Genomic DNA, 21,782 nt, shown 5'->3' with positions numbered 1-21,782 from the left:
GATATCTGTTTCCGTATTTGTTCGACTTGACGCCGTCCGGCTGCCCTCGCCACACTCGCGCTGGGACAAGACGACCGGAGGCACAGCCGGCGGCCGGGAGTGAGACATGCAAGTCACGTACGCGACTACTGACATTCCATTGCAAGCCCGGCGCCAGTACTGGCAGGAGGTCGTCTCCAGCACTTATTACTCGCTGGACCTTCGTTTTTTCGGGGGGCAGGACTTTCACGGCACACTGGGCGCGTGGTCGCTCGGGCCGGTCTCGATGTCCCGCCAGGCCTCCAACGGCCTGCTCTACAAGCGACATGAACGCCATCTGCTCAATGAGCGAAACGAATGCTTCCTGATCACCGTGCCGGAGCTTGCGGAAATCCGATTCGAGCAGGACGGCAGGGATGTGCGTTGCAAGCCGGGCGCCTTCCTGATCGAGCGCAGCCACCTGCCCTATGAGTTCAGCCATCAAGATCCTGCCGCGCTCTGGGTGCTGAAGATCCCAAGCGCCGTGCTGCGCGCGCGGATTTCCCGCCCCGAGCGCCTGGCAACCCTGCAGATCGACGCCAGCCGCAGCGTCGGTGCGCTGTTCGTCGACACGCTGCGCCTCGCCGGCGACCGCATCGGCGAGATGGACGAGACAGCTCGCGCGATGATAGGCAAGCACCTCATCGAGCTCCTGGCGATGGCCATCGAGTCCGACGACCGCGTGCTGACCGGGCACTCCTCGTCCGTGCGCAATGGCCACCTGCTCCGCTGCGAGCATTTCATTCGTACTCGCCTCGACGACATGCGGCTCACGCCCCAGATGATCGCCGATGGCTGCGGCATCTCGCTTCGATATCTGCACCAGATTTTCGAGGGCGAGGGCATGACCGTCTGCGCCTATATTCGCAACCAGCGCCTTTCGATGTGCGATGCCCTGCTGCGCGATCCCAATTGCCGCAAGAGCATTTCGGAAATCGCCTATCAGTGGGGCTTCGCCGACCAGGCACAATTCAGCCGCAACTATCGCAGCCGGTTCGGCCGCACACCGAGCGAGGCGCGAGCGACCTCGCGCGCTTCCAATTCCTGAAAACAACGTCACCTGACGTCCGAGTGATCGATTCTTAGGCAACCCGCCGCCGATCCGGGCACACCTGCCCGTCGCTCTCTCGCACAAATCTTCCTGCGCTCAGCGTCAAGAACGCAAGCCGCCGATCTGCCTATGATCGGCGAAACGCTTGTTCGAAAGGAAGACGCATCGTGCAGAACCTTCGCGTGGCCGTCGATGTCGGCGGCACCTTTACCGACATCTGCATTATGGATGAGACGACCGGTCTCATCCGGATCGAGAAGACCTCGTCCACGCGCGATCCGATCGAAGGGATCATGGGCGGCGTCTCCAAGGCGGGAATCGATCTGTCCAAGGTCGCCTTGTTCTCGCACGGCACCACGGTCGCCACCAACGCGCTGATCACGCGCCGCCTGCCCCGCACCGCCGTCGTCAGCACGGAGGGCTTTCGCGACGTCATTGAGATCCGGCGCGCCAACAAGGAAGACCTCTGGGACACCTACAAGGACGTCGTCCGGCCCTACGTGCCGCGGCGCGACCGGCTGACGGTGACGGAGCGAGTCGATGCCGCCGGCAAGGTGATCCAGCCCCTTGACCTCGACGCCGCGCGCAACGTCGCGCGCATCCTGAAGCGAAGGGGTGTCGCCGCGATCGCGGTCTGCTTCATGAACGCCTATCTCAACGGCGAAAACGAGCGCGCCATGCGCGAGATCTTGCTGCAGGAGATGCCGGACATCCCGGTCTCGATCTCCTCGCAGGTGCTCCCCGAAATCTTCGAGCACGAGCGGTTCTCGACCACGGTCGCCAACGCCGTCGTCAGTCCCGTCGTCGTGAGTTACACGAGCCGCCTCGGCGATCGTCTCGCCGACGAAGGCTATACGCGCGACCTGTTGCTGCTGCACACCGGGGGCGGCGTCATGACGCCGGCGAGCGTAAAGGATTTCGCCGCCCGCCTCGCCGGCTCCGGCATCGCCGCGGGCGCCATCGCCAGCCGCTACATCGCTGGCCTCTGCGGCTTCCCGCACTCGATCGGTCTCGACATGGGTGGCACCTCCACCGACGTGTCGCTGGCTTATGAGGGCCAGTCGCGCATCACCAAGGACTGGCACATCGAGTTCGGTTATCCGATCCGCTTCGCTTCCATCGAGGTGCTCACCATCGGCGCGGGCGGCGGCTCGCTCGCCTGGACCGATCCGGCCGGCTCCTTGCGCAACGGCCCGCAGTCGGCGGGCGCCTATCCGGGCCCGGCCTGCTACGGCAACGGCAACACCCAGCCGACCAACACAGACGCCAACGTCACGATGGGCCGGCTCGGCACGAGCCTGGCCGGCGGCAAGGTCATGCTCGACCCCGAGCTCGCCCGCAAGGCTGTCGAGGATGGCGTCGCAAAACCGTTCGGCCTCGGCCTGCACGAGGCGGCCGACGCCATCCTGAAGGTCGCCAACGCCAACATGTCGGACGCCGTGCGGCTGATCTCGATCAGCCGCGGCTACGATCCACGCGATTTCGCCCTCGTCGCCTTCGGCGGCGCCGGCGCGCTGCACGGCGTCGACGTCGCACGGGAGCTGGCGATCCCCGTTGTGATCGTGCCGCCCAATCCAGGCGTGACGTCTGCGCTCGGCTGCCTCCTGGTCGACATGCAGCACGATTTCTCGCAAAGCTGCATGGTCGGCGCCGACGAGGCCGATGCCGCCGATATCGAGACTCAGTTCGCCGCGCTGGAGAAGGAAGCGCTGGCGCGACTGACCCATGAAGGCGTAGCGCGGCAGGACATCGTGCTGCAGCGCTCGATCGACATGATGTATCGCGGTCAATGGCGCTCGCTGGCCGTCACAGCGCCGCGCCCGATCGGCAAGGTCGCCGACCTCGTGCAGAGTTTCCATGCCGAGCACCAGCGCGAATACAATTTCCGCCGCGACGACTCGCCCGTCAGCCTCTTCCGCCTCAATCTGAAGGCGATTGGTGTCGTGCCCAAGGCCGAGTTCGCCATCCACAAGCCGACCGGCGTGATCCCTGAGCCGGTCAGCAGCCGCAGGGTCTGGTTCGACGGCAACGGGCTCGACACGCCCGTCTACGCGCGCGACGACCTGCCTTGCGGCTTCTCCTTTCAGGGCCCTGCGATCATCGAGCAGGTCGATGCGACCACCGTCGTGCCCCCCGGCGCCAGCGCCGAGGTCGACAAATATCTCAACATCATCATCCGCGTGAAGGAGTGAGCCGATGGCCGCAGATCTCCCGCTCGACCCCGTGACCTTCGAGGTTCTCAAGAACTCTTTCATCACCAGCGTCGACCAGATGGGCGAGCAGGTGCTTCGGACCTGCTATTCCTTCGTGATCTACAACCGCGACTTCTCAAGTGCGCTGCACGACGCCAAGGGCGAATGCGCTGCACAGGGCAATCAGGACATCGCGGTCCATGTCGGCACGTTGCACTTCACCTGCCAGGACGTCATGCGGCACTTCGAGGGCGACATGCATGAAGGGGACGTCTATGCGATCAACGATCCCTATGCCGGCGGCACACATTTCTCCGACGTGCGGCTGATCCGGCCGATCTTCGCCGACGGCAAGATCATCGCCTTCAGCCAGTCGAATGGCCACTGGTCCGACGTCGGCGGCAGCGTGCCGGGATCGTTCGACGTCGCCGCCCGCGAGATGTTCCGCGAAGGCCTGCGCATCACTCCCGTGCGCCTGTTCGACAAACGTGGCTTGCGTAAGGACGTCGCGCATCTTCTCGCCTCCAACACCCGTGACCCCGCCTCGATCATCGGCGACATCCAGGCGCAGGCGCAGGCGACGCAGGTGTGCGAGCGCGAGATCCTGCGCCTCGTCAGCAAATACGGCCGCGACACCGTCGAGACCGGGCTCGCTGCGGTCCAGGACTATGTCGAGCGTTCCGCGCGCCAGCGCATCGCAGCCTTGCCCGACGGCGAATGGGAGACGGTCGATTTCATCGATCGTGACCCGGCCGGCGGCGAAGGCATGATTCCGATCAAGATCAAGATGACGATCAAGGGCGATCGCGCGATCTACGATTTCACCGGCAGCCATCCGACCATCGGCTCGATCTACAATTCGGCCTTCGGCGCGACCTTCTCGGCGGTGGCGGCCGGGATGAAGACGTTTTTCCCCGACCTGCCGCTCAATTCCGGATTCTATCGCTGCTTCGACATCATCGCGCCCGAAGGCTCGATCGTCGACGCGAAGTGGCCGATTGCGGTCACCGGCTTCCTGATGCCCTTCGAGAAGATCATGAACTCGATCTACGAGATGTGGTCGAAGCTGATGCCCGAGCGCGCGCTCGCCTGCGCCTTCAATCTCGAATATCTGCTCACCGGCGGCTTCGATGGCCGCAGCGCCGACAAGCCGATCTTCATGTTCTACGACTGGCTGCCGGGCGGCTGGGGCGGCCGCAATGGCAAGGACGGCAGCAACGTCACCACCGCCTGCTTCGGCACCGGCCTGATGTCGCAGCCGGTCGAAGGCCAGGAGCGCGCCAATCCGATCCTGACCACAAAGTGCGAGATCCTGACCGACTCGCCCGGTCCCGGGAAATGGCGCGGCGGCGCCGGCGTGATGAAGACCTCGCGCATGCTGCAGGCGGAGAAGACCGTGATCTCCTACATCTGCGACCGCGAGCGTGCCGTGGTATGGGGCATCGAGGGCGGCCTACCGTCAATGCCGCACGGCCTGACGTTGAAGCGCGCGGGTGCAGATTCCGAGGAGCGCCTCGGCTCGATCTTCTCGGACGTTCCGATCGGCGAAGGCGACGTGTTCTCGCGTCCGACAGCCGGCGGCGGCGGATTCGGCGATCCGCTGGAGCGGGACCCGCGCCTTGTGATCGAGGATATCAAGGACGACTATGTGTCGGTCGCACGCGCCGCCAAGGACTACGGCGTGGTGGTGCAGATCATCGATGCCGAACTGTGCGAGTACGAGATCGACAAGACCGCGACCGATTTGCTTCGCACCAAGCTCAGGGCCGAGCGCGTCGCCAATGCAAGGCTCGATCCGGAAATCGTAGCCGCGCGCTATCGCAGCGGCGAGATCGATGCGCTCGACGTCATCCGCCAGCATGCCGTGATCCTCGACTGGGGGAACGGCAGGCTCCTCCCCGAATCCACGCGTCAGTTCCGCGAGGTCTTCGAGCGGCGCTCGGTCGCAAAATGGGCCGCGGGCTGATCCCCGTTGGCAATCGCGTCGCCCACGGGCGGCGCGGCACGCGCATGCAAGGAGGACCCGACGCCGGCGGTCCTCACCCCATCATTCGAACCAAGAGGATTGAGCCATGACCTGCACGACGCGCCTTCCCATCAACCGGCTTCAGCCGATCTGCACGACGCTCGGCGTCGCCGCGAGCCTCGCTGTTTGCGCAATGACCGCGGCCTCGGCCGAAACGCCATGGTTTCCGATGAAGGTTTACGACGCCTCGTCCGGCACGCCAAAACCGGCGGAATATACGGCGCTGGAGAAGGCCGAGAAGCCCTACAAGCTCTGTGTGCTGTTTCCGCACATGAAGGACAGTTTCTGGGTGGCGGTCGCCTACGGCGTCGTGAAGCAGGCCGAGGCCTTGAACGTCAACATGACGCTCTATGAAGCCGGCGGCTACGAGAACCTGCCCAAGCAGCTCTCGCAGTTCGACGATTGCATGGCGAGCGGCGCGGATGCAATCATCGTCGGCGCGATCTCCGGCGCAGGCCTCAGCAAGAAATTCGAAGAAGCGAAGACCAAGGGCGTTCCGGTCGTCGGCGTCGCCAATCCGCTGCCGCCCAATGCCCTGCCCGCCGCCAATTATGTCGACTTCGTCGCCATGGGTGAGGTCACCGGCGAGGGCCTGCTGGCGCAGTCCAAGCCCGGCGACAAGCTCAACATCGTGACCTTCCCGGGACCGGCCGGCTCCGGCTGGGCGGAATCCTTCAACGAAGGCTTCAAGAAGGCGGTGGCGAAGAATCCGAACGCCAAGGTGCTCGCCGAGAAGTTCGGCGACTCCGGTGTCGCGGTCCAGCTGCAGTTGATCCAGGACGCGCTGCAGGCCTATCCCAACATGAACGTGATCTGGGGCACCGCGCCCACCGCCGAGGCTGCGATCGGCGCGGTGGCAGAAGCCGGCCGTAGCGACCTGAAGATCATGTCGTCCTACGAGAACCAGGCCATGCTGGATGCGCTGAACCGAGGCGACATCCTGGCCTTTGCAACGCAGTACCCGGTCGGCGAAGGCGCCATCTCGGTCGACCAGGCGGTGCGCCTGATCGAGAAGAAGCCAGTGATGAGCCTCGCCCAGCCGCTGGCCTCCGCGGTCGACAAGACCACCGTGCCGAAACTGCAGATGGATCTCGTGCTGGCGCCGGCAAAGTGGACCCCGGTCTACTCGGTCAAGGCCAAGTAAGCCTGCGATTAATTCTTGAGGCGGGAGATGCGTCTCCCGCCTCTCGTCCCAACGGCCTGCGGAGCAGCAGATGGATGTCGACGACGACCCGAAGCCGGCCGAACCTCTGCTTCGACTGCGAGGCATCTCGAAGCATTTCACGGGCGTCCGTGCGCTCGATCGGGTCGATCTCGACGTCCGTGCCGGCGAGCTGCACGTCCTGTTCGGCGAGAACGGCGCCGGCAAATCGACCCTGATCAACGTGGTGTCGGGCACATTTCCGCCCGACGAAGGCACTTTCCATTTCGAGAGTGAAGAGATCCGTCATCTCACGCCACAACGGGCGCGCGCGATCGGCATCAGCCCGGTGTTCCAGGAATTCTCCCTCGTTCCGAGTCTCACCGTCGAAGAGAACCTGTTCCTCGGCCGCGAAGTCTCGCAAGGCGGCGTGTTGTGGGCCCGAGAGATGCGCAAGCGCGCAACCGCGCTGATCGACGAGCTCGGTTTCGATCTCAATCCTGCGCTGCGGGTTGACGATCTGTCGCGCGCGCACCAGCAGATGGCGGAGATCGCCAAGGCCCTGCTCGGCCGCGTGCGCCTTTTGATCCTCGACGAGCCGACCGCTTCGCTCACGGAGCGCGAGACCGGGCGGCTGTTCGAGCTGATCGCCCGGCTCAAGAGCCAGAATGTCGGGCTGATCTACGTGTCGCACCGCATGCGCGAGATCCGCGCGCTGGCCGACCGCGTGACGGTGCTCCGCGACGGCCGCCACATCCGCACCCTCGATGCTGCGACATCGACCGACGGAGAGCTGGTGGAGCTGATGACCGGCCGCAAGATCGATCTGCTGTTTCCGACCATCGCGCACAAGCCGGACAAGGTGATGGTCGACGTCGAAAACCTGACGCTCGCCGACGGCAGCGTTCGCGATGTGAACCTCTATGCCCGGGCCGGCGAGATCACGGGCATCGCCGGCCTTGTCGGCTGCGGCAAGTCGGAGCTGATCCGGGCCATCTATGGCATCGAGCCGGCGACGTCCGGCGTGATCCGGATCGACGGTGCGCCTTATGAATTCCCTGCCCCGCGACGCAGCCTGAAGCGCGGCATCGCCTATTTCCCCGCCAACCGCATCGCTGAAGGGCTCGCACTGTCCCGGCCGATCCGTGAGAACGCCTCGATGACGGTGCTCGACCTGCCCGCCTTCGCCCGCTTCGGCCTACTGAGGCAGGCCGCGGAGCGCGCCAGGATCGGCGGAATCATGGCGCAGTTGCAGCTCAGGCCACCCAATATCGAGCGAACCGCCGGCGCGTTGTCGGGCGGTAACCGCCAGAAAGTGATGCTCGGCCGCGCGCTGACGCGCGAGCTCACCGTGTTCCTGTTCGACGAGCCGAGCGTCGGCATCGACGTCGGCGCCAAGCTCGAAGTCTACGAGTTCATGAAGCGCCTGGTCGAGGCAGGCGCCGCGGTGATCGTGGTGTCCTCGGAATTGCCGGAGGTGCTGGCGCTGTCGAACCGGCTCTATGTCATGCATCACGGCCGCATCGCCGCGGAATTGACCGGTGACGAGAAGACCGAGCAGAACGTGCTTTCGAGCTTCTTCCGGGATCATCTCACGGCGGAGGTTGCATGAGCACGGCGCGGGTCACCGCAGGGCCGCAGAGCTCGATCGGCCTCCGATCGATCGCCGGCCGAATCGGGTTTCTGCCGGCACTTCTGCTGCTGCTCGTCGCCGCCATGTCCGCGACCGATCCCCAGTTCTACGGCATCATCAACATCCTCAACATCCTGCGTAACGCCTCCCTGCTGGCGATCGTTGCCTGCGGCCAGGCGCTGGTCATCGTCGCTGGCGGCTTCGATCTTTCGGTCGGCGCAGTCGTCGCACTCGCGAGCGTCGTGACCGCCAAGACGATGGCCACCACCGCTACCGCGTTTCCCGGCAACACCGCCCTCATCATTGCAAGCGGCGTCGCGGCCGGGCTCGGCTGCGGGATGGTGGTCGGGCTCGTCAACGGATTCTGCGTGGCAAAACTCAAGGTCTCCGGCTTCGTGGTGACCTTGGGCACGATGTCGGCGACCGCAGGCGTCGGCCTCATGATCACGAATGGCATCCCCGTTTATGGCATGCCCGACATCTTCGTGAAGGGCTTTGGGCGCGCGCAAGCGTTCGGCCTGCCGACCGCCGTTCATGTCGCGCTGATCGTGATCCTAGTAATGGTATTCGCGCAGCGACGCACGCTGTTCGGCCGCTACGTCTACGCGATCGGCGGAAACGTCGATGCGGCCGTGGTGTCGGGCGTGTCGATCCAGCGCCACATCGTGGGCACTTATGTCGTATCGAGTGTGCTTGCAGCGCTGGCCGGTATCCTGCTCACCGCGCAGGTCGGCTCCGGCCAGGCAAGCTTCGGCGGCGACCGGATGATGCTGCAATCGATTGCGGCTGCCGTCATCGGCGGGGTCAGCTTGCGTGGTGGCGTCGGGCGGGTCGAGATCGTCGCCATCAGCGCGCTGTTCCTGACCATTCTCGGCAATGCGCTCAACCTGCTGCACGTCGACTCCCGGCTTCAGCCGGTCTTCCTCGGCGTGATCATGGTGGCGGCGGTGGCGCTCGACGAACTCAGCCGACGGAGGAAAGCCCGTGTCTGACCTCGAATTGTCCGTCATGGCCAAGGACACGGATCGTGCCAAGCCGCTGTCGGGCCGCTGGGTCTGGAATGCGGTGCTGCCGGCTGCGCTGGTGGCGCTGCTGCTCGGCTTCGCCGCGTTCGACCATGGCGTGCTCTCGCCGGCCAACCTGCTCAATATTGCCCAGCAGACCAGCTACCTGGCTCTGTTCGCGATGGCCCAGACCGTGGTCATCCTGACGCGCGGCTTCGACCTTGCGCTGGGCCCAACGGTGTCGATGGTCAGCGTGGGCACCGCGCTCGCCATGGCCGGTGCCACGGCGACGGGTCACGACACCAGCGTGGTGCTGTTCGCCGGGCTCGGCGCCGGCTTCGGCCTCGGCATCGCCTGCGGTCTTTTCAACGGCGTGGTCATCGCGCTGCTCGGCGTCAATCCCTTCGTCGCGACGCTCGGCAGCTACAACATCGCGATCGGAATTGCGACCACGCTCTCCTCCGGCCGGCCCGTGCAAGGTGTTCCGAAGCTATTCTCGCAAATTTTCTATGGCGGCAGCGTCTTCGGCGTACCAGCGGCCATCGTCATCACCGTCGTCATCGGAATCGCGCTCCACCTGATCCTGTCGTGCACCGTGTTCGGGCGATCGCTCTATATCATCGGCACCAATCCACGCGCGGCCGCGGTCGCCGGCCTGCCGGTGAAACGCATCCTCGTTGCGACCTACGTGTTGTGCTCGGGCCTTGCCGCGCTCGGCGCGATCATGATGACGGCGCGGACCGGATCGGGCGAGCCGAACCTCGGCGGTGCGTTATCGCTGCAAGCGATCGCCGGTGCCGTGGTCGGCGGAACGAGCCTGGCAGGCGGCCGCGGCGGGGTCGGCACTGCCGTGCTCGGCGCGCTGTTCATCACGATCCTGTCCAACGGCATGAACCTCACCCGCATCGACGGATACGTCCAGATGGTCGTGCTGGGCGCGATCGTCATTGTCGGCGTGCTGCTCGATCGCCTGCGACTGGAGCGTGGCCAATGATCACCGGCTCTTCCGTGCAAAGCACCCCTGCCGAGGCGCATAATGCGGCGTCGTCAATCTATGTCGCGCCTTCGCTTGCGAGTGCTCTCGATGCGCTCAGCGAATGCGGCGCAGCCGGCGCCGTCTTCGCTGGTGGCACGTGGATCATGAGATCACCGATCCGGCACGAACCGTTGCGAGCACGCTATGTCGCGATAGGCAGGATCGCCGAACTCGGAGCCGTCCGGATCGGGACCGATGTGGTCGAGATCGGCGCCGCGGTGACGCACGCGGCACTCGCTGCCGCTTTGGCCGATCTCCCCGAATTCGATGTCCTTGCGGCCGCCGCCGGCCGCTCCGCGAACCCGGCGATCCGCGCGATGGCGACGATCGGCGGCAATCTTGCAACGCCAGGCTTCGCCGCGGCCGATTGCGTACCGGCCTTGCTCTGCCTCGAAGCCGAGATCGAGGTCGCAGGCCGGGACGGTCGCGAACGGATGAAGCTGGAGCACTTCCTCAAGATCCGATCGACCTTGGCGCCCGACCGACTCGTCACGCAGGTCGTCGTGCCGCGCAGCGAGCGCAAGACTGCTCACGCCCGCCTTCCATTGCGCAAAGCCGGGGATTATCCGGTCGCCATCGTCAGCCTCTCGGTCAGCGTCGATGCGGCAGGTCAGGTGCAGGCTGCACGGATTGCGGTCGGTTCTGTCGAACCGGTCGCGCGGCGATGGGAGCGGCTCGAGACCGCCCTGATTGGACGTTCGCTCGACGCCGAGGAAGCGGCGCGGACCGCCGCTGAACTGGCGGACGAGTTCGTCGGCCGCGACGGCATTGACGCGCCAGCCTGGTATCGCGTCAGCGTGTTGCCGGGCCTAGTTCGCCGCGCGGCGGCTACCGCGCTTGGCGCCTAAACCATCGGGGATGCATATGGCTCTCAGCCTGACCGTCAACGGCGACCGGCTCGCCTCCACCGCCGATCCTGCCACCCCGCTCGTCGATATCCTACGTGAAGAACTTCATCTGACCGGCGCAAAACCGGTCTGCCGCGAGGGCTTTTGCGGCGCCTGCATGGTGCTCATCGACGGCAAGCCGACGCCCTCCTGCCTGACGCCGGCCGCGCTCGCCGATGGCTGCGAGATCCAGACGGTCGAGGGCCTTGCGACACACGGCCAGTTGAATCGCATCCAGGCCGCGCTCGACGCCAGCGATGCCGTTCAGTGCGGCATGTGCTTTCCCGGCATGGTGGTCAGTCTGACGCATCTCCTGACGACCAGACCCGACGCCACGCGCGAGGACATTCGTGCGGCGCTGACCGGGAACATCTGTCGCTGCACCGGCTACGAGCGCATCATCGATGCGACGCTGCTCGCATTGGCCACGAAATAATCGGGAGACGCTGACATGTCCGATGTTTCCGCGACCATGGATCTCCGCCGGCGCGACGCTGCCGACAAGCTCCGCGGGCGCACCCGCTACACCGCCGATCGTTATCTACCGGGCATGCTGCACGCCGCGGTGCTGCGCGCCAGCGTGCCGTCGGGCCGGATCGTCCGCCTCGATACCTCCAGAGCCGCCCGCATGCCAGGCGTGCGTGCGATCGTGACGGACGCAGACGCACCCGGTATGATGGGGATCGGCATCGCCGATCATCCGCTCTTTGCGCGCGATCTCATTCACTATGATGGCGAACCGCTGGCTGCGATTGCGGCCACCACATTGGCGCAGGCGCAAGCGGCGCTCGCGGCGATCGAGGTGGAGATCGAGCCCCTGCCCGCTGCGCTCACGATGGCTGACGCGCTGGCGCCTGATGCGCCGCTGGTCCATCCCAACTGGCGCGACTATGAGGTCCTGTTTGAAGGCGGTGCGCGCGAAGGCAACGTCGCCTGGGAGGCAACCGTCGTCCGCGGCGATGTCGATGCCGCCTTTGCCCGGCCGGACGTCGAAATCGTCGAAAGCTCGTTCCGGGTCGGCCGCCAGAACCACGTCGCGCTCGAACCACGCGCGGTAGTCGCGAGCTACGAGGACGGGCGCTTCCATATTGAGACATCGACGCAGGCCCCTTGGGGCATCCGCAACGCCACCGCGCGCCTTCTGGGCGTGCCGGCATCGCAAGTTCGCGTCACGGTGCCGCCGGTCGGCGGTGGCTTCGGCCTGAAGTTTGATCTGGGGGTCGAACCCTTCGCCGCCCTCCTCGCCCGCGCCAGTGGCCGACCGGTCCGGCTTGTCAATTCGCGCGAGGAGGAAATGCTGACCTGCCTGTTCCGCGAGAATGCCGATATCCGGATTCGCTCGGCAGTTACGCGCGAGGGCGAGATCGTCGGCCGCGAAGCGGTCGTGCTGATGGATTGCGGCGCCTATGGCGGCGAGCAGATCTTCCTGACTACCATGACCGCGCACACGCTCGGCGGAAATTACAGGCTGGGCAGTGTGCGGCTGGTCTCACGCGCGGTCTACACCAACACCACGCCGAACGGCGCCTTCCGCTGCTGCAACGGCGTCTACAACACCTTTGCGCTCGAGCGGCATACCGACGAGATCGCGGCCAGGATCGGCATGGATCCGCTTCTCTTCCGCCGCCGCAACGTGCTCGGCGACAAGGATCTTGGCGCTACAGGCCAAGTGTTCCAAGCGGACGTGCTCGGTCCGATGCTCGACCGGATGGACACGCTGCGCGACGCGGCCACGATGCCACCCGGTCGTTCCGACGGGCGGCTCTATGGTCGTGCGACCACGGTTGGCACCTGGTTCGTCTTTGTGGGTCCGTCGGCTGCGACCGTGAACATGAATGCCGATGGCACGGCGACGTTGGTGACATCCGGTGTCGAGATCGGATCCGGCTCGATGATGCAGGCTTTGCCCCAGATCGTCGCGAGCACGCTCGGCATTGCGCCAGAGAGCGTCATCGTGCGCGCCGCCGATACGGATGCTGCCGGCTATGATGTCGGCGTCGGCGGCGGCCGCACGACCGTCTCGCTCGGCGCGGCGAGCCTGTCGGCGGCACAGGAGGTGCGCACGAAGCTATTGAAGGTCGCCTCCGACATGATCGAGGCCGCTCCCGAAGACCTTGTGATGCGCGAGGGTCGGATCGAGATCGCCGGCGCGCCCGGCTCGGGCCGCACCGTGACCGAGGTTGCGACGCGGGCCCAGGCGCTGGGCGGCCCGATCTCCGGCACGGGTGCTTTCACGGGCGCCGGCGTGCCGGCGATGCCCGGATGCGTCGCCGGCCATTTCATCGACGCGATCGACATCCCCGTCTTCGCCGTCCACGACTGCGAGGTCGCGGTCGATCCGGAGACCGGGCATGTCGAAGTACTGAACTATCGTGTGGTTCAGGACGTCGGCCGCGCACTGAACCCGCGTGCGATCCACGGACAGATTCAGGGCGGCGTCGTGCAAGGGCTGGGCTATGCCTTGCATGAAGAAGCAACCATCGGCAGCAATGGTCGGGTCTGCCAAACCGGCTTCGAAACCTACCGCGTGCCACTGGCGCTCGATGTCGTGCCCGTCGAGATCAGTCTTTACGAGGGCGCGCCCTCGATGGGACCGCTCGGGACCAAAGGTGCCGGCGAGGTACCAATTCTCAATGTCGGAGCGGCCGTCGCATGCGCTGTTGCAAACGCCACAGGAAAGCGCGTCCAAGAGCTGCCATTGACGCCGCCGCGCGTCCTCGAACTTCTGCTCGATCGGAAGCGCGACCTAGACCTTCCCCACATTGCCGAGACGTGGTCGGACAATCTTGTGCGCCCTCACAAAACTCCCCAGGGCAACGCGTAGGAATGATCTTGGCAAGAGGCTCGCAGTTCGTACATGCGTTGCGGCGGCCGGCCCGACGCCGCGATCAGTCATCCAGAGCGTCGAGAAACTCTTCGACCTTTCTCAACGCCCCCTCGCGATCCTTGCTGGTATAGACAACCCGATCGCCGTCGCGCTGCAGCGATCTCGCCCTGGACTTCCGCAGTCGTCCCGGCAGGAACGTCGCAGCTACCGCCTCCACTCCGACGTCCAGCCTTACGATACCCCGTCGCCTGCAGTCGATCCTGAGCTTTGCAGCGGCAAAGAAATCGCGGGCTGCCGGCGGCAGTTTGCCGAAACGAAGCAGGGTTTCCTCCTCCAGATCATCTAGTTCGTCGGCACTTCGGCACCTGGCCGCACGAGCGTAGATTTCCAGACGAACCGCCTCCGATTGTATGTAGCCTGGCGGCAACATGTCGACGACTGGAAGATTTAGGTCAGGTACCCACAGATCGGCAGCCCTATCGTCGGCTTTCTCCGAGGCTAATTTGAGAAGGTGGCTGTAGAGCACCGGTCCGAACACCTGCAAATGGCCCGACTGCCGCTCCGAAAGCAGGTCTCCCGCCCCTCTCAGGTCGAGATCGCGGGCGCTGATTGCAAAGCCCGCCCCAGGTCTGCTGAATTCCTCGAGAACGGCCAGCCGCTTCTCGGATCGCTCCGCGTCTGAATCTGTCAGCAAATGCGCAAACGCACGTATCCCGCTGCGCCCAACCCTTCCTCTGAGCTGATGGAGTTGCGCGAGACCGAACCTCTCAGGCCAGCAGACCACAATCGTGTTGGCCCGCGGGATATCGAGACCGCTTTCGACAATGTTGGTCGCCAGCAAAACGTCAGCGGCGCCCTCGACGAAGCTCATCATACGGTCGTCCATCTGGTCGGCGGACAACTTGCCATGAAGGCAGACTATGCGGAGATCGGGAGCCATCGAATGTACTCGCGCCAGCATCGGATCAAGATCCTGGATACGCGGACAGATCAGGAAGCTTTGCCCATGGCGCCTCTGTTCGCGCAATAGCGCCGCGACAATTGCAGCGTCGGAAAGCGGAGCGATCTTCGTGACGACCGGAAGCCGATGAACAGGCGGAGAGGCAATAACGCTGAGATCTCTGAAGCCAGCCAAACCCGCCGCGAGCGTCCGCGGTATCGGCGTGGCGCTCATCCAAAGGGCATGGATGCCCTTGGTCAGCGCTGAAAGCTTCGCCTTCTCTGCTGCGCCAAAATGCTGTTCCTCGTCGATAATAACCAGGCCAAGGTCGGCAAACTTCACATCCTTCGAGGCGAGAGCCTGCGTTCCGACCACGATTTTCAGTCTTCCGCTCTTGAGATCTTCCTTCGCCGCCCTTGCCTCGGACGTCGACGCGCCTCGAGACAGGTTTCCGACCTCGATACCGAACGGGGCAAAACGCTTGCGGAAGGTCGCGACATGCTGTCTTGCCAAGACGGTCGTCGGTACAGCCATCGCCACCTGCTTGCCGGACAGCACGACGGCAGCCGCCGCTCGCAAAGCCACCTCGGTCTTGCCGAATCCGACGTCACCGCAAATCACTCGGTCCATTGGGTGACCTGAGGCAAGATCATCCAGGACGTTCCGAATAGCTTTCGACTGGTCGACCGTCGTGAAATAGGGAAAACGCGCTACGAACCTCTCGTAGATTGAACCCGGCGGTACGAGTTTCGCGGCTCGCCGGCGGCGTCGCTGGCTGATGTGTTTCGCAAGCTGCTTGCCGGCAAGCTGAAGCTCGCGCTCCGCCTCGGTGCGCCGCGCCCACCATGTACTTCCGTCGGCCCTGTCCAGAGTCACCCCCCCGAGTTCCGACGCATACGGCCAGATCAGGGTCAGGTCGGCCGGCGGAACGAGAGCGGCATCATCTCCTGCGAATGCGAGCCTGATCATCTCGCGCGACGATACACCCCCGGTTGCTACCGTCTGCAAGCCCTCGAGCAAAGCCAGTCCTCGCTGCAGATGGACCACCACTGAGCCCACCTCCGGCACATCAGCGTGGTCGAAGGCAGCATTCCAGACTCTGGCCATGGGTTGTGGATGATGGGCCCGGCTGCCGAGCACGTCCGACGCCGTCACGACGACAAGAGGTTTCCGGCCAGATTCGACAAATCCAGTATCGAAGTCGGCCAATAGCGCCGCAGCGCGATTGCATCCGGCCGTCGCCTTGCTCCAGTCGGAAAAGCGCTCGGCTTTGACCCCGCTCATCCGTTCCAGGGTGCGCAGATCTTCATCCAGCGCAGCAACAAACATCAGCTGCGAACCGGCGCGTCGCGTCTCGTCGACGAATGTACGCAGAGCTTTCCTTGGCGAAGCGACCTTCGAAAACTCCGGCGTGGGAGTGAAGGGTGCCTTTTGGGGCAGCACATGCATCCGCTTGGTCGCTGCCTTCCAATCGCGCCGCCCAAGGTATTCGCGCTCTCGGTCCGTGCGACCGGCCGCCTCCTCGATCGTGCTCAACCAGCCGTCGGCGTGCCCTGGAACCATAGTATCCGCAATCCACTTGGCTTGCCCGCAATAGTCGAACAGATTGCAGCGTTTGCTGCGCTTGTTCCCATACGCAAGGCGCTCCGACATGGGATCGATGATGAGCTCCTTCGCTTCGAATAGAACCTCCTGCTCTACCGGATTGAACGCCGAAATCCGGCGTATCACGTGGCCGGAATGCTCCACCCGGAATGGACTAAGTGCCCCGGCGGGAAATATCTCGAATGTCTTCCCGTGAAACAACGCGCCGCCGGGGTAGTCCGCCTCGTCATCGAGGTCGTAGCCGAGTGCCTCAAATCGCGACTTGAGGTGCTGTTCGGAGAAGGTGGTGCCCACCTTTAGACGCTCAATTAGGCGGGACCAACTCGTCGGCGTCGGCAGGCGCTCCATCACGGCCTCTGCCGTGGACACCAGCAGGATCGGCTTCTCGGGCTTCGCAAGGCGCCTCAAGACCGAACTGCGTCGACCTGCGATCTCGTGCGATGGCTCCAACTGATCGAACGGCAGCGTATTCAGACGCGGAAAGACAAGCACGTCGCACGAGGGATCGAGTGCATGAATAGTAGCCCCCAGCCGCTCGGCCCTGTTCTCGTTCTCAGCGAGAAAGACGAGACCCTTGCGCCCAGACTTCCTCCATTGCGCCAGCAGATGGAGAGCCAACATGCCGAGCGGAGACGAAGAAGAAATCGCAGTCCGCGGCGCAGGACTTTTTCGCTTCTTTGCACGGTTGGCGACACGCGCCTTACTGGAACGACCCACGTTGATCCCGTCGTTGACTCGCCATCAGCTTAAGCTCATGGCCATGATTTTTTCGATCGATCCAGCCCGTGTGCTCGCAGATTGCTTTACGCCCGCCTCGATACACAAGTTCCGTCACTTGCCCACATTTCCCCGATCGGCCCGTCGCGCACTGATGTCGACGGCAGGCTCTGAGGATGCTCCCACGACAGGCGCAAAGCGAGCATTCGTCGGGCGCAGAGGCCCCTCGGATTTGTTCGACGTTACGAACTGAATCCTGCATGACGATCTTTAGAGGACTCGTTCAGAAGGCCAGCAAGCCGGAGGCCTTCCAAAATGCCTTCCAGCCGCTGCTCCCGGATCAACGCGGCAAGCATTGAAACGGCGTCTCCCTGATGGACGGTGAAGTGAACGGCAGGCGATCGCCCAGAAAGGAGAGCCAAGAGATTCGGCACGTCCGCTACGTGATGTCGCAAGGTGGAAACCGTGTCCTCTGCGAGGTAGGCGGCCAGATCTCCACTGGGTGGCGGATCGAAATCGAAGTCGCACTTCGCGCGTTCATTGATCGATTGTCGTATCAGCCCACTTTGCTGTTTTGCCGCCATCGAGAGCATAAAGACCGCATCGGCGAGCTTCTCCCGCGGCACGTTTCTCAATTGAGCAATGCGCGCCTGGATATCCTTGCCGGAACTATCGTCTCGGTCGTTTCGTTGCTGCACCAACCGCGCATCATGCGCGCGCGAGCTTTTCTTCCGCCTTCGAAACATTGTGATGCTCTCCGGCGACGATATATCCCGGAGAAACAGTCAAATGGAAGCGCAAAATTGCGCGCCACGAGATTCGTGGTACCAAACGAGAAGGTCTACACGCAGGTATTGGTACGGTTTGAGCGAGCGCAGCTCATCCCGAGCCTTGCAGCAGCTTGGCGCGGACATCGGCCTTCAGCACCTTGCCAACCTTCGAGCGTGGCAGGTCGTTCCAGACCTCGATCTGCTTTGGCGTCTTGACGCTGCCAATGCGGGCCTTGACGAAGGCGGTAACGGCAGCCGCATCGACACTTTGGCCTGGTCGCGGCTGAACCACCGCAACCACGCGCTCGCCCCACTTGGAGTCGGGTAGACCCACGACGGCACAGTCCTGGATAGTCCCGATCGCCCGCAGCGCGTTTTCGACCTCGACGGAATAGACATTGAAGCCGCCGGTAATGATCATGTCCTTGGCGCGATCGACGATATAGAGGAAGTTGTCGGCATCGAGATAGCCGACATCGCCGGTATGATGCCAGCCATGGGCCGAGGCCTCTGCGGTGGCCTCGGGATTCTTGTAGTATCCAGCCATCACCAGCGAACCCCGCACCACGATTTCGCCGCGCTGCCCGCTCGGCAGGAGATTGCCGTCGCCATCCATGATGCCGACCTGGACGAGCGGGGTTACCCGGCCTGCTGACGACAGCCGCTCGACGGCGATCGAACCATCTGCATTGAAATGCTCGTCCGGCGCCATGGTCGAGATCATCATCGGTGCTTCCGTCTGCCCGAACAATTGCGCCATCGGCCCGATGCGCTGCAACGCTTCCGCCAACCGTGAGGCCGAGATCGGCGCCGCGCCGTACCAGAAGCACTGCAGCGAGCCGAGGTCGGCGCTGTCGAGCCGGGGATGATCGAGCAGCATGTAGATCACGGTCGGCGGCAAAAACGTGTGAGTGACGCGATAACTCTCGATCAGGGCGAGGAATTCGCCGATATCGGGGTGATGCATGATGACAATCCGTCCGCCGAGCGCCATCACGGGAAAGCACAACACGCCCGCGGCATGCGTCAGCGGCGCCAGCGCGAGGTAGGTCGGACGCCCCTTGAACGGGTAGCTCATCAACGTCAGCGCGGTCATCGTCTCGATGTTTCGATCCGACAGCATCACCCCCTTGGGTTTCCCGGTGGTGCCGCCGGTGCCGGGCAACATGACGAGGTCGCCGACCGGTTCGCGCTGAAAATAGCCGATGTCATCGGACAGCCAGGCGTCGAACGATTCGGCGAACGGCAATGCAGCGTCAAGACACACCAACGCCCGCAGCTTCGGCAGCTTCGGGCGGATCTTCTCCACCATCCCGGCGAAACTGGAATGAAACAGCAGCAGGCTGCAGTCGAAGTCATCGAGGATGAACTGGTTCTCCGCCGCCTCGTTGCGCGGATTGACCGGACACCAGACCGTACCCGCGCGGGAAATGCCGAACACGCAAGCAAACGCGAGCGGATCGTTGCCCGATAGGACGGCGACCTTGTCGCCGGCGACGATACCGGACCGCTCAAAGCTGCGAGCGATCCGGTAGCTCAGCCGCTGCACGTCGGCGTAGCTTAGGTCGCGGCCGTCCATGGTCAGGCATGGCGCGTCCGCACCCAGCGAGGCACCCTTGTCGAGATAGTCGATCAGCCGCATGGCCGCCTCCGCGCGAAGAGAGGTCGGCGCGGACCATGCCGCGCCGGCCAAACCATCAATTGTGGATGGTCAGGATCGGGTTCATCACCAGGCCGAAGCTACGCAGCTGGCCGAGCAATTCGCGATGTCCGAACGCCTGGCAACCCGACGCGAAGCCGACCTTCTTCGGCGCGGTCTGCAGCAGCGAGAACGCGGCATAAGCCTGCAGCATTCCAGTCTGCTTGTAGTTGCAGTTGCCGTGGATCACACAGTGCGCGCGACCAAGCGGCCCGGAGGCGTAGACCGAGTCGATCGAGGTGTTGATGCGCGGATTCTCCCGTGGCGGCATTGCCGCCTGAATGGTCGCGGCGATGTCGGCGAGAGCCTTCTCCTGCTGATCAGGCGGCAGCGGTTTGATTTTCTCCTTCACCATCTGAGTGGTCTGAACCACCCCCTCCATGACGGGACGCGCGAGAACGCCGCCAAGCACACGGCAATTGGAGACACGCGGATCGTTCTTGAACCAGACCGGATGCGCGGTGCCGCCCCATGGCACAGCAATGGCGGTTTCGTGCTGGCCCGGGACCACGGCGTCGGCGCGAGCGGTGACGTCCCATTCGACGAACTTGTTTTGTTCGAGATAGTACCAGTTCGCCTTCAGGATCGTGAAGATTGTCTGGGTCGAGGCGTAGGTCGGAAGGCCCTTCCAGAACACCAGGATGTCAAGCGTGTCGAGGCCGGGGTGTTCGAGACAGATGTTGGCGGCGATTTCGCCGGTCGTATACATCTGCGCGATGTTCGGTGCGAGCAACAGGTTTCTTGCCGCGAATTTATCGCCCCATGTCTCCTGACACTTCAGCACCCAGTCCTGTTCGCCGGTCGTATCGCTGTAGTGGCAGCCGGCGTTGAGGCAGGCCTCGACGACTTCATTGCCGTATTTGATGAATGGGCCGACCATATTGCTCACCACTTTCGCGCCTCTGAACAGCTTGGTCAGCGCTTCGACGCTGTGCTCGACCCCGACGACCTCGTAGTCGGCGGTCTCGATGCCGGGGATCTTCTCGACGACGGCCTTTACCTTCGCGGCATCGCGGCCCGCGGCGATGAAGGGAATGTTGTACTCCCGCAGATATTCGCAGACCAGCCGCCCGGTATAACCGGACACGCCATAGACGACGACGGGGCGCTTTTCACTCATGTTGAATCCTCCAGATGATTTTGCGTTTTGATTTGGATCGCAGTTGAGCCGGCCGCGACCTGGCCATGCGTCTCCGTTCCGAAAGGCGATTGCTCCCCGGCGACGTAGGTCAGGTCGAAACGAGCGGCACTACATGCCCATGCCGCCGTCGACCGGCAGCCCGGCTCCCGTGATGAAGCGGGCCTCATTGGAGCAGAGGAACACGGCCGCGTCGGCAATGTCGCCGACCTCGCCGAGCCGGCCGAGCGGCGTCTGCTCAACGACCGAGGCGACGGCGGCATTGGGATCCGGAGCGAGCCCCACCTTCACGATGTCGCCGGCAAGCTGCATGCCCATGTCGGTCGGCACCAGCCCTGGATAGAGACAGTTGACCCTCACGCCGTAGCCAAGCTTGCCGGCCTCCATGGCCGCAACCCGCGTCATGCGGTCGACCGCAGACTTCGTGCCCGAGTACCCTGCGATGGCCGGAAACGCGATGGTGGCTGCGACGGACGCAATGTTGACGATCGCCCCGCCTGCCCCGGCCGCGCCGCCGGGACGCATCGCGCGGAACGCGTGTTTCATGCCGAGCCCGACCCCGACGATGTTCACGTCGCACATGCGACGCAGGTCCTCGGCCCGCACATCGATGATAAGCGAGGTGATCTCGATCCCGGCATTGTTGATGAGGATGTCGTAGCCGCCGAGTGTGGAAACTGTGGCCGCCACCGCCCTTTCCCATTGCTGATCATCGGTGACGTCCAGCTTCACAAATCCGGTCTTCACGTCCGATTTCGCGATCGTCCCGGCAGTGTCCTTGCCGACGTCCTCAAGGATATCGGCGATCATGATTGCCGCACCCGCATTCGCCAGGGCTTGTGCAATCGCGGCGCCGATACCCCGCGCGCCTCCGGTTACCAGGGCTTTTTTGCCCGCAAGTGTCTTCCCACTCATGACGTCTCCTCCGTTGCTTGTTTTGATTGAAGGCGGCGGATCGCCGCGAGGCTCTGGACGACGCTCTCTCTGCCGCGCCGGTTCCGGTGCAGCAGATGATCAATGAGGCGGCCTGCTTGCGCTTCTTCTCCCCCTTTTTCCCTCTTGGGCATTCTTTTACAGCTGTCAAAACCGATTTTGACA

Annotated in this window: 15 protein-coding genes; 10 read left to right on the top strand and 5 right to left on the bottom strand. The window is 64.0% G+C overall.

Annotated elements, in window-relative coordinates:
• Positions 1-106: 106 nt before the first annotated feature.
• From YUU_RS0121170 to YUU_RS0121125, 10 genes are all read left to right on the top strand, one after another.
• On the top strand, positions 107-1,066 hold the full coding sequence (locus YUU_RS0121170; RefSeq protein WP_027524203.1) for a helix-turn-helix domain-containing protein: 960 nt from the start codon (positions 107-109) through the stop codon (positions 1,064-1,066).
• A gap of 170 nt (positions 1,067-1,236) precedes the next feature.
• The gene (locus YUU_RS0121165) at positions 1,237-3,261 is read left to right on the top strand and encodes a hydantoinase/oxoprolinase family protein (protein ID WP_027524202.1); all 2,025 of its coding nucleotides are present in this window, start codon (positions 1,237-1,239) and stop codon (positions 3,259-3,261) included.
• Between the two features lie 4 nt (positions 3,262-3,265).
• Positions 3,266-5,227: a hydantoinase B/oxoprolinase family protein gene (locus YUU_RS0121160; protein ID WP_027524201.1), complete on the top strand. Its 1,962-nt coding sequence runs from the start codon at positions 3,266-3,268 to the stop codon at positions 5,225-5,227.
• 106 nt (positions 5,228-5,333) lie between these two features.
• Positions 5,334-6,431: a TMAO reductase system periplasmic protein TorT gene (gene torT / locus YUU_RS0121155; protein ID WP_027524200.1), complete on the top strand. Its 1,098-nt coding sequence runs from the start codon at positions 5,334-5,336 to the stop codon at positions 6,429-6,431.
• 70 nt (positions 6,432-6,501) lie between these two features.
• A complete protein-coding gene (locus YUU_RS0121150) occupies positions 6,502-8,040 on the top strand; it encodes a sugar ABC transporter ATP-binding protein (RefSeq protein WP_027524199.1) in 1,539 nt (512 codons plus the stop codon).
• A complete protein-coding gene (locus YUU_RS0121145; RefSeq protein WP_027524198.1) occupies positions 8,037-9,053 on the top strand; it encodes an ABC transporter permease in 1,017 nt (338 codons plus the stop codon). The genes YUU_RS0121150 and YUU_RS0121145 overlap by 4 nt, the downstream gene beginning before the upstream one ends.
• The gene (locus YUU_RS0121140; RefSeq protein WP_027524197.1) at positions 9,046-10,059 is read left to right on the top strand and encodes an ABC transporter permease; all 1,014 of its coding nucleotides are present in this window, start codon (positions 9,046-9,048) and stop codon (positions 10,057-10,059) included. The genes YUU_RS0121145 and YUU_RS0121140 overlap by 8 nt, the downstream gene beginning before the upstream one ends.
• The gene (locus YUU_RS0121135) at positions 10,056-10,949 is read left to right on the top strand and encodes a xanthine dehydrogenase family protein subunit M (protein WP_051389825.1); all 894 of its coding nucleotides are present in this window, start codon (positions 10,056-10,058) and stop codon (positions 10,947-10,949) included. Before YUU_RS0121140 ends, YUU_RS0121135 begins: the two co-directional genes overlap by 4 nt.
• Positions 10,950-10,965: 16 nt before the next feature.
• Positions 10,966-11,424, top strand: coding sequence for a (2Fe-2S)-binding protein (locus YUU_RS0121130; RefSeq protein WP_035662919.1), 459 nt, complete (start codon positions 10,966-10,968; stop codon positions 11,422-11,424).
• A 15-nt stretch (positions 11,425-11,439) separates the two neighbouring features.
• Positions 11,440-13,812, top strand: a complete 2,373-nt coding sequence (locus tag YUU_RS0121125; RefSeq protein ID WP_027524194.1) for a xanthine dehydrogenase family protein molybdopterin-binding subunit — start codon at positions 11,440-11,442, stop codon at positions 13,810-13,812.
• Positions 13,813-13,876: 64 nt separating this feature from the next.
• Here YUU_RS0121125 and YUU_RS0121120 read toward each other — a convergent pair whose 3' ends face one another.
• The 5 genes from YUU_RS0121120 to YUU_RS0121100 form a co-directional block, all read right to left on the bottom strand.
• Positions 13,877-16,981: a DEAD/DEAH box helicase gene (locus tag YUU_RS0121120; protein ID WP_027524193.1), complete on the bottom strand. Its 3,105-nt coding sequence runs from the start codon at positions 16,979-16,981 to the stop codon at positions 13,877-13,879.
• Between the two features lie 338 nt (positions 16,982-17,319).
• Complete coding sequence (locus YUU_RS0121115) at positions 17,320-17,823, bottom strand: hypothetical protein (protein WP_027524192.1); 504 nt, start codon at positions 17,821-17,823, stop codon at positions 17,320-17,322.
• Positions 17,824-17,956: 133 nt separating this feature from the next.
• Positions 17,957-19,489, bottom strand: coding sequence for an AMP-binding protein (locus YUU_RS0121110; protein WP_027524191.1), 1,533 nt, complete (start codon positions 19,487-19,489; stop codon positions 17,957-17,959).
• 55 nt (positions 19,490-19,544) lie between these two features.
• The gene (locus tag YUU_RS0121105) at positions 19,545-20,666 is read right to left on the bottom strand and encodes a DUF5938 domain-containing protein (protein ID WP_027524190.1); all 1,122 of its coding nucleotides are present in this window, start codon (positions 20,664-20,666) and stop codon (positions 19,545-19,547) included.
• A 129-nt stretch (positions 20,667-20,795) separates the two neighbouring features.
• On the bottom strand, positions 20,796-21,599 hold the full coding sequence (locus YUU_RS0121100) for an SDR family NAD(P)-dependent oxidoreductase (protein WP_027524189.1): 804 nt from the start codon (positions 21,597-21,599) through the stop codon (positions 20,796-20,798).
• Positions 21,600-21,782: the final 183 nt, after the last annotated feature.

Origin of the sequence: Bradyrhizobium sp. Ec3.3 (assembly GCF_000472925.1) — a bacterium.
In the GTDB taxonomy this organism is placed as follows: Bacteria; Pseudomonadota; Alphaproteobacteria; order Rhizobiales; family Xanthobacteraceae; genus Bradyrhizobium.
The sequence above is the reverse complement of the archived record's forward strand: the minus strand, read 5'-3'. Positions and strand labels throughout refer to the sequence as shown.